The sequence below is a fragment of the Streptomyces sp. 13-12-16 genome (assembly GCF_002114215.1).
GTDB lineage: Bacteria > Actinomycetota > Actinomycetes > Streptomycetales > Streptomycetaceae > Streptomyces.
Map to the genome: position 1 here is coordinate 1 of NZ_NCTE01000292.1, position 9786 is coordinate 9786.

10 protein-coding genes and 1 pseudogene are annotated in these 9786 nt (G+C 71.7%); 5 read left to right on the top strand and 6 right to left on the bottom strand.

Annotated features, from left to right (window positions below; all coding sequences use genetic code 11):
* Positions 1 to 74 precede the first annotated feature (74 nt).
* Both B7767_RS12815 and B7767_RS12820 read right to left on the bottom strand, forming a co-directional pair.
* A complete protein-coding gene (locus tag B7767_RS12815) occupies positions 75 to 590 on the bottom strand; it encodes a hypothetical protein (RefSeq protein WP_085572299.1) in 516 nt (171 codons plus the stop codon).
* Between the two features lie 32 nt (positions 591 to 622).
* Entirely contained in the window at positions 623 to 1744 is a 1122-nt protein-coding gene (locus B7767_RS12820; RefSeq protein WP_085572300.1) for a magnesium and cobalt transport protein CorA, read from the bottom strand.
* Positions 1745 to 2274: 530 nt separating this feature from the next.
* Here B7767_RS12820 and B7767_RS12825 point away from each other — a divergent pair.
* Positions 2275 to 2859: a suppressor of fused domain protein gene (locus B7767_RS12825; protein WP_073932331.1), complete on the top strand. Its 585-nt coding sequence runs from the start codon at positions 2275 to 2277 to the stop codon at positions 2857 to 2859.
* A 6-nt stretch (positions 2860 to 2865) separates the two neighbouring features.
* Here the strand turns inward: B7767_RS12825 and B7767_RS12830 are convergent, their stop codons facing one another.
* Entirely contained in the window at positions 2866 to 4110 is a 1245-nt protein-coding gene (locus tag B7767_RS12830) for an MFS transporter (protein ID WP_085572307.1), read from the bottom strand.
* A 175-nt stretch (positions 4111 to 4285) separates the two neighbouring features.
* Between B7767_RS12830 and B7767_RS12835 the strand changes: the two genes are divergently transcribed.
* The 3 genes from B7767_RS12835 to B7767_RS12845 all read left to right on the top strand — a co-directional run bounded on the left by B7767_RS12835 (position 4286) and on the right by B7767_RS12845 (position 6561).
* Positions 4286 to 4927 carry a DUF6758 family protein gene (locus B7767_RS12835; protein WP_085572301.1) on the top strand — a complete coding sequence of 214 codons (642 nt, stop codon included), beginning with the start codon at positions 4286 to 4288 and terminating at the stop codon, positions 4925 to 4927.
* A gap of 118 nt (positions 4928 to 5045) precedes the next feature.
* Positions 5046 to 5903 (top strand): PHP domain-containing protein, encoded by an 858-nt coding sequence (locus B7767_RS12840; RefSeq protein WP_085572302.1) that lies wholly within the window; start codon positions 5046 to 5048, stop codon positions 5901 to 5903.
* 52 nt (positions 5904 to 5955) lie between these two features.
* Entirely contained in the window at positions 5956 to 6561 is a 606-nt protein-coding gene (locus tag B7767_RS12845; RefSeq protein WP_085572303.1) for a MarC family protein, read from the top strand.
* A gap of 108 nt (positions 6562 to 6669) precedes the next feature.
* Here B7767_RS12845 and B7767_RS44585 read toward each other — a convergent pair whose 3' ends face one another.
* A complete protein-coding gene (locus B7767_RS44585) occupies positions 6670 to 6822 on the bottom strand; it encodes a hypothetical protein (RefSeq protein WP_106979586.1) in 153 nt (50 codons plus the stop codon).
* Positions 6823 to 7052: 230 nt separating this feature from the next.
* Here B7767_RS44585 and B7767_RS12850 point away from each other — a divergent pair, with 230 nt between their 5' ends.
* Complete coding sequence (locus B7767_RS12850) at positions 7053 to 7946, top strand: NYN domain-containing protein (RefSeq protein ID WP_085572304.1); 894 nt, start codon at positions 7053 to 7055, stop codon at positions 7944 to 7946.
* A 6-nt stretch (positions 7947 to 7952) separates the two neighbouring features.
* On the opposite strand, the gene B7767_RS12855 is transcribed toward B7767_RS12850, so the two are convergent.
* Positions 7953 to 8813, bottom strand: a complete 861-nt coding sequence (locus B7767_RS12855; protein ID WP_107486048.1) for an alpha/beta fold hydrolase — start codon at positions 8811 to 8813, stop codon at positions 7953 to 7955.
* Between the two features lie 77 nt (positions 8814 to 8890).
* Positions 8891 to 9786 (bottom strand): annotated as a pseudogene (locus B7767_RS46350) (DEAD/DEAH box helicase); the annotation flags it as partial.

The window sequence follows — 9786 nt, forward strand, 5'->3', positions numbered from 1 at the left end:
GGGTCTCCCCGCCGGCGGGCGAGGGCCGCCCGGAACGGACGTCGTGTCCGGCAGCGAGCTTCCGGTCCGGGGCGCTAGGCCCGCCGCTTCCTCTTCCCGAGCAGCAGCCGGGGCAGTCCCGCCGGGACGGGGTGCCGGGTCGTCGCCGGTGTCGGCAGGGGGGCCTCGGCCAGGGAGCCGTCGGGGAGCGGGGCCGTCGCCCCGGTCGGCTCCAGGCGCAGGACGCGGCACTCGCGGGCCCAGCGCCCGGTCATCGCCTCGCCGTCGGGCGCGTTGAGCCGCTTGCCCTTGAGGTCGGCGACCGCCGCCTCCCACTCCTCGGAGCCCGACGGCAGTTCCACGACCGTCGCCGTCCAGGAGACCAGCCGGCCGCCCTTGTCCTTGCTGCGGACCGTCACCTCGACGGAGGCGCCGTCGGCCAGCCCCGGCAGCGGCTGCTCCCCGGGCCCGTCGCCGACCACGCACGCGGCACCCCCGTGCCACACGTGCCACAGCGCACGGGCCGCGGCGCCGGGCCCCTTGACCCAGACGAGGCCGGACTTCTTCGTGGCCTCCTCGATGAGGGCCCGGTCGAGCAGCGCACTTGTCATGGGCCCAGCCTATCCAGGCGCTCCCGGGGCGCTCAGAGCCAGCCGTTGCGCTTCAGCGTGCGGTGGATGCCCAGACAGATGGCCACCGTGACACTGAGGATCACCGGATAGCCGTACCTCCAGTGGGTCTCCGGCATGTAGTCGAAGTTCATCCCGTACACCCCGCACACCATCGTCGGCACGGCGATGATCGCGGCCCACGAGGTGATCTTCCGCATGTCCTCGTTCTGCGCCACGGACGCCTGGGCGAGGTTGGCCTGGAGGATGGAGTTCAGCAGTTCGTCGAAGCCGACGACCTGCTCCTGCACCCGGGCCAGGTGGTCGGCCACGTCCCGGAAGTACTTCTGGATGTCCGGGTCGACCAGCCGCATCGGCCGCTCGCTCAGCAACTGCATCGGCCGCAGCAGCGGCGACACGGCCCGCTTGAACTCCAGCACCTCACGCTTGAGTTGGTAGATCCGCCCGGCGTCGGTGCCGCGCGGGGTGCCCTTGCGGCCCGGCGAGAACACCTCCGTCTCGACCTCGTCGATGTCGTCCTGCACCGCGTCGGCCACCGCGATGTAGCCGTCCACCACATGGTCGGCGATGGCGTGCAGCACCGCCGAGGGGCCCTTGGCCAGCAGTTCGGGGTCGTCCTGGAGGCGGTGCCGCAGGGCCCGCAGGGAGCCCTGCCCGCCGTGCCGGACGGTGATGAAGAAGTCCCGGCCGGTGAAGCACATCACCTCACCGGTCTCGACGACCTCGCTGCTGGCGGAGAGCTCGTCGTGGTCGATGTAGTGGACGGTCTTGAAGACCGTGAACAGGGAGTCGTCGTAGCGCTCCAGCTTGGGCCGCTGATGGGCCTGGACGGCGTCCTCCACGGCCAGCGGGTGCAGCCCGAACTCCCGCGCGATCCCGGCGAATTCGGCCTCGTTCGGCTCGTGCAGACCGATCCACACGAAGCCTCCGTCACGGCGCACCAGCCGCATCGCCTCGTGCGGGGTGAGCGGGCCGCCCTCGGCCGGCAGGCGGCGGCCGTCGCGGTAGACGGCGCAGTCGACGACGGCGGTGGTCGTCGCGGGGTCACGGGTGGCGTCGTACGGGCCGCTCTCCTTGCGCAGCGAGACACGGGAGGAGGGACGGACCACGGCGCGCAGGTCGCGGATCATCGACATGGCGGGCTCCTTCGCGGGCAGGCAACGAAAGGCGCCGGAACGACGGGTGGAACAACCCGGAATGAGGACGTCCTGGACTGCGGATGTTTGGCGCGTCCACAAAGCGGGGAGCACCGCACCGTCGCGGCGGCGAGCTTCGTCGCTGATACAGCTACTGGGGCAGATCAGACAGAACGAAAGAAGTGCTCTTCCGATGAAGACGCGCGGACGAAAGGCGGGAGCCAGACAGGAGCAGCTGCATCAGAGGGCGGAAGAGCGGGTGCTACTGCACGGTCGACTTCGGTCCATGCCAGCCCCACCTCCTCCGGCCGGTCCCCCGTAAGGGACGATCCACGATCCCCTTGGGGGATTCCCCCCTCCGGACGGGGAGCGTCACACAGGCGTTCGGGACGATCGGACTCCCCCAGAACCCTGAAGGGCCTGGGCGGTACCCCCGCTGCGTGCTGCCCGAACCACCGGCCAAGCGTATCAGCCGACTGCCATGTCAAGGCTCTGCTTTGCCCGGTACTGACGAGTTCTATGCTCGCCGCATGGCTGATGTTCTTCCTCTGGTCGAGGCCCGGTTGCGTACGACGCTGGGCGAACCGGACGCCCGCGCGGCGGTCACCTTCCTGGGCACGGACCGCATCGAGGTGCTGCGCTTCCACGAGGGCGACCTCGTGCGCTACGCCACCCTCGGCATGTCCGCACAGCCCATGACCGACCCCACGGCGGTGATCGCGGACCCGGTCAAGGGGCCGCGCGTCGAGCTGGTGCTGTCCGTCCGGGGTGGTGTCGCCGACACCGACAAGGTGCTCCGCCCGCTCGCCGTGCTCGCCGCGTCCCCGCAGGTCGAGGGGGTGGTCGTGGCCCCCGGCGCCTCACTGGACGTGGGCGAACCGCTGTGGCCGGGTGCCCCGTTCACCTCGGTGCTGGTCGCCGAGCCGGGCGGCCTGGTGGAGGACCTGGAGCTCGACGAGCCCCTGGACCCCGTACGGTTCCTGCCGCTGCTGCCGATGACCCCGAACGAGGCCGCCTGGAAGCGGGTGCACGGCGCCCAGGCCCTCCAGGAGCGCTGGCTGAACCAGGGCACGGACCTGCGGGACCCGTCCCGCAGGTCCGTGCCGCTGGAGTGAGCGAGGTCACCAACGCGCGCCGTGCGCCGGTCGGTTGGCGAAGGCGGTGACGCCGTCCTCGGCGGCGTGGCGCGGCTGGGGCCCGGTTTCACGGTTGAGCGCCCGGCGCCGTACGACGACCACCAGCGCGCCCAGCGCCGCCGTGACCGCCGCGACCACGAACGGTACGTGGACGTCGGTCCACTCCTCGATCTTCGGCGCGAAGAAGGGCGCGGCGGCCGCCGCGAACCAGCGCACGAAGTTGTAGCCGGCGCTCGCCACAGGCCGGGGCGCGTCCGACACCCCGAGCGCCAGCTCGGTGTAGACCGTGTTGTTCACGCCGATGAGGGCGCCGGACAGGACGGTGCAGACGACGGCCGTGGTGTGGTCGCCGTAGCCGAGGACGAGCACGTCCACCGCGAGCAGCACCAGCGAGCCGCCCAGCACCTTCAGCGAACCGAACCGCTTCTGCAGCCGGGGCGCCACGAGCACCGAGAAGACGGCGAGCAGCACGCCCCAGGCGAAGAACACCGCGCCCGACCGGTACGGGGACATGTCCAGCACGAACGGCGTGAAGGCCAGCACGGTGAAGAACGTGTAGTTGTAGAAGAACGCCGAGACCGCCGCGGACGCCAGTCCGCCGTGCCCGAGCGCCCTGAGCGGGTCGAGCAGTGAGGTCCTGCGGGCCGGCTTGGGCTGCTCCTTCAGGAACACCGCGATGCACAGGAAGCCGACCGCCATCAGGGCGGCCGTGCCGAAGAACGGGTAGCGCCAGCTCGCGTCGCCGAGCAGCGCGCCCACCAGCGGCCCGCAGGCCATGCCGAGGCCGAGGGCGGACTCGTACAGCAGGATGGCCGCCGCGCTGCCGCCCGCCGCCGCGCCGACGATGACCGCGAGGGCCGTGGAGACGAACAGCGCGTTGCCGAGGCCCCAGCCCGCCCGGAAGCCGACCAGCTCGCCGACCGATCCCGAGGTGCCGGACAGTCCGGCGAAGACCACGACGAGCGCGAGTCCGAGCAGCAGGGTCTTCCGCCCGCCGATGCGGCTGGAGACGAAGCCGGTCACCAGCATCGCGAGCGCGGTGATGAGGAAGTACGAGGTGAAGAGCAGGGAGACCTGCCCGGCGGTGGCGTCGAGGCCCTCGGCGATGGAGGGCAGGATCGGGTCGACGAGCCCGATCCCCATGAAGGCGACGACGGACGCGCCGGCCGTCGCCCACACGGACTTCGGCTGGCGGAGGATGCCGCCCGATCCCGTGTCGAAGGGGTCGATGGGGTCGTCCATGGGTGCTCCAATCCCGGACCTGGGTCAGTTGGTCGGCTCATGCACACGCTAATTTAGCCAAGCTAATTAATGCAATATACATCTAATTCCTCGCGTGGCCGGTTCCGCCCGGACGGGTGATCGTCCTTGACGTGGCGCGGCCGGGGTAGGACCGTGGGGCCCTATGAGGGGCGAACCCAGTTGCCCGAAGTGTGGTGGCCGGGTCAGGGCTCCCGGCCTCTTCTCGGATGCCTGGCAGTGCGCTGTGCACGGCACCGTGCACCCGCTGCAGCCCGTGATACCGCCGAGCGTCGAGGCCCTCGAAGTCGCCGTGCGCCGTGCGAAGGTGCCGGTGTGGATGCCGTGGCCGTTACCGGTGGGCTGGCTGTTCACGGGCGTGGCCAGCGCGGGCGACGACCGCGGCGGGGGCCGGGCGACCGCCGTCGCGTGCACCGGCCCGGGACCGCTCGGCGGCATGGGCGAGCTCATCCTGGTCGCCGAGGAGCTCGGCGTGGGCCTCGGTGCGCGGTACGCGGGCGTCGACGGTCCGGACCCGGGACCGTACATGGACGTCGGGAAGCCGCCCCAGGCCAAGGTGCTGGCCGCCGGCCGTCCTACCCCGCTCTGGCACGTCGCCAGGACGCCGGACGACCGCGCCGTCTTCGCGGGCGAGGCGCTCGGGATGTGGCTGTGGGCGGTGGTGTGGCCGGAGCAGTCCGGGCTGCTGATGTACGACGAACTGGTCCTCGCCGACCTGCGGGAGGCGGGTGCCGAGGTGGAGCTGGTGCCCTGCGGCGCGCTGTCACCGCGCCTGCTGGAGGCATAGGCGCGGCACAGCGGGCCGGTAGGGGGCGCACAGCGGGTTCGGGTGTGACAGGGGCGTGTGGAAATCCGGTTATCCTGGAGCGTCCTCGTCCGTCCGTCACCGCTTGGAGTCATGCGTCGTGCGTATCGATCTGCACACCCACTCCACCGCGTCCGACGGTACGGACACGCCGGCCGAGCTGGTCCGCAAGGCGGCCGCCGCCGGTCTCGACGTCATCGCGCTGACCGACCACGACACCACCCGCGGGCACGCCGAGGCGCTCTCCGTGCTTCCGGCGGGACTCACCCTGGTGCCCGGGGCGGAACTCTCCTGCCGGCTCGACGGTGTCAGCATGCACATGCTGGCCTACCTCTTCGACCCCGAGGAGCCCGCGCTGCTCGCCGAGCGCGAGCTGGTCCGGGACGACCGGGTGCCGCGGGCCCAGGGGATGATCGCCAAGCTGAACGCGCTGGGCGTGCCGGTCACCTGGGAGCAGGTGGCGCGGATCGCCGGCGACGGCTCGGTGGGCCGCCCGCACGTGGCCAGCGCGCTCGTCGAGCTGGGCGTCGTGCCCACCGTGAACGACGCGTTCACCCGGGAGTGGCTGGCCGACGGCGGCCGGGCCCACATGGAGAAGCACGAGACGGACCCCTTCGAGGCCCTGCGGCTGGTCAAGAACGCGGGCGGGGTCGCCGTCTTCGCGCACCCCGCCGCGAGCAAGCGGGGCAGGACCGTACCGGAGTCCGCGATCGCCGAGCTGGCCGAGGCCGGCCTCGACGGCATCGAGGTCGACCACATGGACCACGACCCGGAGACCCGGGCGCGGCTGCGCGGCCTCGCGAAGGAACTGGGACTCCTGGTGACCGGCTCCAGCGACTACCACGGCAGCCGGAAGACCTGCGTCCTCGGCGAGTTCATGACTGACCCCGAGGTGTACGGAGAGATCACGCGGCGTGCGACCGGGGCGTTCCCGGTGCCGGGGACCGGCGGAGTCTGAGGATTCCCCCTCCTCCCCGCATCCTTTTCATCCGTTCCCCAGCAAGGCTGTCATGCTCGACGTCGCCGTCTTCGGCTCTCTCTTCCTGACCCTTTTTGTCATCATGGATCCCCCCGGGATCACCCCGATCTTCCTCGCCCTGACCGCCGGCCGGCCGGCCAAGATGCAGAAGCGGATGGCCTTCCAGGCCGTCTGTGTGGCCGGTGGTGTGATCACCGTGTTCGGGCTGCTCGGCCACCAGATCCTCGCCTACCTGCACGTGTCGGTGCCCGCGCTGATGATCGCGGGCGGGCTGCTGCTCCTGCTGATCGCGCTGGACCTGCTCACCGGCAAGACCGACGAGCCCAAGCAGACCAAGGACGTCAACGTCGCGCTGGTCCCGCTGGGCATGCCGCTGCTGGCGGGGCCCGGTGCGATCGTGTCGGTCATCCTCGCCGTGCAGAAGGCCGACGGCGTCGGCGGTCAGGTCTCGGTGTGGTCGGCGATCCTCGCCATCCACGTCGTGCTGTGGCTGGTGATGCGGTACTCGCTGCTGATCATCCGGGTCATCAAGGACGGCGGCGTGGTGCTGGTGACGCGCCTGGCCGGCATGATGCTCTCCGCGATCGCCGTGCAGCAGATCATCAACGGCGTCACCCAGGTGATCCAGGGCGGTTGAACCCGGCGCCGGACGCGCGGAGCCCCCGTACCGATGGCGGTACGGGGGCTCCGTGACGTACGTCCTCGAGGGCCCGGCCCGTGCGGCCGGCGTCCCGCGTGCTGCGCGTTATGAGGCCGGGGTGTCGGCCGGGCGGATCCACAGGCGCTGTCCGATGGCGGCGGCCTGCTGAACGATGCGGTTGACGGAGGCGGCGTCCACGACGGTGGTGTCCACGGGCGTGCCGTCGACGTCGTCGAGTCGCATGATTTCGAAGCGCATGGGGCTTCTCCCTTCGTCTGGTCATCCTCCTGGAGGAGAACTACTCGGTGAGGCGGCGCACGGGCCGGTCGAGCCCGTGTTCCCTGGAGGGTTCAACGGGATGCGTGGTGCAAACATTCCCTACGCTAAAGAAATTTTTCGATCGACTAAATACTGACCAGTAAGGGTTTCGAAGGAGACCGACCGGGACCGGTTGTGTTCGTAGCGTGACCACCGGGACAATAGAGGTGATGAACGAAGACCTCGCGGCTCTGCACGCCCGTATCGACCGCACCAACGAGCTGCTCCAGCGCATGCTCGCCGAGGTGGCGAAGACACCCTCGACCCACGCCATCTTCGTCGACGCGGGCTACCTGTACGCCGCCGCGGGGCGGCTCGTGGCCGGGACGGAGGACCGCCGGGCCTTCGACCTCGACGCCGAGGGACTCATCGACGCGCTCATCGACCGCGCCCGCACCATCTTCGCGGACAGCAGGCTGCTGCGGGTCTACTGGTACGACGGGGCCAGGCGCCGCATCCACACAGCCGAGCAGCAGTCCATCGCCGAACTCCCGGACGTCAAGGTCCGCCTCGGCAACCTCAACGCCAACAACCAGCAGAAGGGCGTCGACTCCCTGATCCGCAGCGACCTGGAGTCACTGGCCCGGCACCGCGCCATCAGCGACGCGGCCCTGCTCGGCGGCGACGAGGACCTCGTCTCGGCGGTCGAGGCGGCCCAGGGGTACGGCGCCCGGGTCCACCTCTGGGGCATCGAGGCGCCCGAGGGCCGCAACCAGGCCGAGCCGCTGCTCTGGGAGGTCGACAGCCAGCGCACGCTCGACCTGGACTTCTTCAAGCCGTACGTCTCCCGGCGCACGGCACAGGCGTACGAACCCGCGACGGGCCGGCCCGCCCGCGAGGACGTCCGGTTCGTCGGCGCGCAGATCGCCGCGAAGTGGCTGGCCGCGCGGGGCCGGGACACGCTGGTGGAGCTGCTCCCCGGCCACCCCTACCTGCCCGGATCCGTCGACCAGGACCTGCTGGTGGAGGCGGAGGGGCTGCTGCAGTACTCCCTGCGGGGCCAGGCGGACCTGCGGCGCGCCCTGCGCGACGGCTTCTGGGACCACTTGCAGGCGCAGTACTGAGCAGTACTAAGGGGTGCTTGCGAGCCCGTCCCAGAAGTCGGCGAGGGCGCGGGCGGTCGGTACGGGACGGTCGGCGGCGGGTGAGTGCTCGGCCCCGTCGACGACGGTGCGGTGCGCCTCGAGGCGGAGGGCCATCTCGTCGAGGTCCGGCACCGGCCAGGTGTCGTCGCGCACCCCCGACAGGACGTGGAACGGCAGCGGGACGGCGGCCAGTTCCGCGACCCGGTCCGGTTCCGTGCACAACTGCCTTCCCGTGGCCAGGAGTTGCGCGGGACTGGTGCCCAGCCAGCGGCGCCGCAGATACTCCTGACCGCCGAGCCCGCGCGCCGGCCCGCCCACCTCCTCGGGAGGGCCCATGGCCAGGACCGCCTCCCAGCACTCCGCCATCGACATCACCGCGAGCGCGTCCCGCAGCAGCTTCACGCGCTGCTCCTGGGAGGCGGAGATCCGTGCGGGGCCGGAGGAGACGAGCGTGAGCGAGCGGAAGGGGGAGCGGTCGAGGAGGACGGCGGCGCGGGCGATCTGGCCGCCGAGCGAGTGTCCGACGAGGTGCACGGGCGCACCGAGCGCGTTCGCCTGCGCGAGGACGTCCCGAGCCAACTCCTCCTGCGCGTAAGCGGATTCGTCGTCCGTGGGCCCGTCCGACTCGTACTGGCCCCGCCCGTCCACGGCGACGGTGCGGTAGCCGCGCGCGGCGAGCGGCTCGTGCACCAGCGTGAAGTCCTCCTTGCTGCCGGTGTATCCGGGCAGCAGCAACGCGACCCCCCGCGCCGTGACTCCGGCGGCCGGTGGCACGTCCACGACGGCGAACTCCCCGCGTGGGGTGAGGAGTCGGCGGGCGTGGGCGGAGGGGGAGTGACTGGTCACGGGGTGAGGGTAGCGGGTGGCGGACACGCCGACGGCCCGGCCCCACGGGTGTGGGACCGGGCCGTCGGTTCGTCGCGTCAGCCTTCCGCGGACTCCGCGGCGGCTGCCGTCTTGCGGGTCCGCCGGACCTTGGGCTTCGCCTCGTCCGTGGCCTGCGCCGGAATCTCGGCGGCCTTGCGGGTACGACGCTGAGGCTTGGCCTCGGTGTCCTCGGCGACGGCCTCGGCCTTCTTGGCCGCGGCCTTCCGCGTACGGCGCGGCTTGGCCTCCGCCGCCTCGGCCTCCGGAACCGCCTGCGCCGGAATCTCGACGGCGACGGCCGGCTCCGACTCGGCGACCTTACGGGTCCGACGACGCGGCTTGGCCTCGGTCGCCTCGACGGCTTCGGCGGTGTCGACCGCGGCTTCGGCCTTCTTGGCCGCGGTCTTGCGGGTGCGGCGCGGCTTGGTCTCCGTCGCCTCGACCGGCTCGGTGCCGCCCTCGACCGCGTCGACCACGGTCTCGGCCTTCTTGGCCGTGGTCTTGCGGGTGCGGCGCGGCTTGGCCTCGGTCGCCTCGACGGCTTCGGCGGTGTCGACCGCGGCTTCGGCCTTCTTGGCCGTGGTCTTGCGGGTGCGGCGCGGCTTGGTCTCCGTCGCCTCGACCGGCTCGGTGCCGCCCTCGACCGCGTCGACCACGGTCTCGGCCTTCTTGGCCGTGGTCTTGCGGGTGCGGCGCGGCTTGGTCTCCGTCGCCTCGACCGGCTCGGTGGTCGCCTCCGCCGTGTCCACCGCTGCGGTCTCCGCGGTCCTGCGGGTGCGGCGGCGGCGCGGTTCGGTGGCCGGAGCCTCGGCCTCCGTGACGACCGGCGTCTCCGTGACGACCGGGGCCTCCGTGACGACCGGGGCAGCCTCGGCCGCCGGGACCTCCTCGGCCACCGGGGTGACGGCGGCCGTCGCCGTGTCCGCCGCGCCTCGGCGCGTCCGGCGGCGAC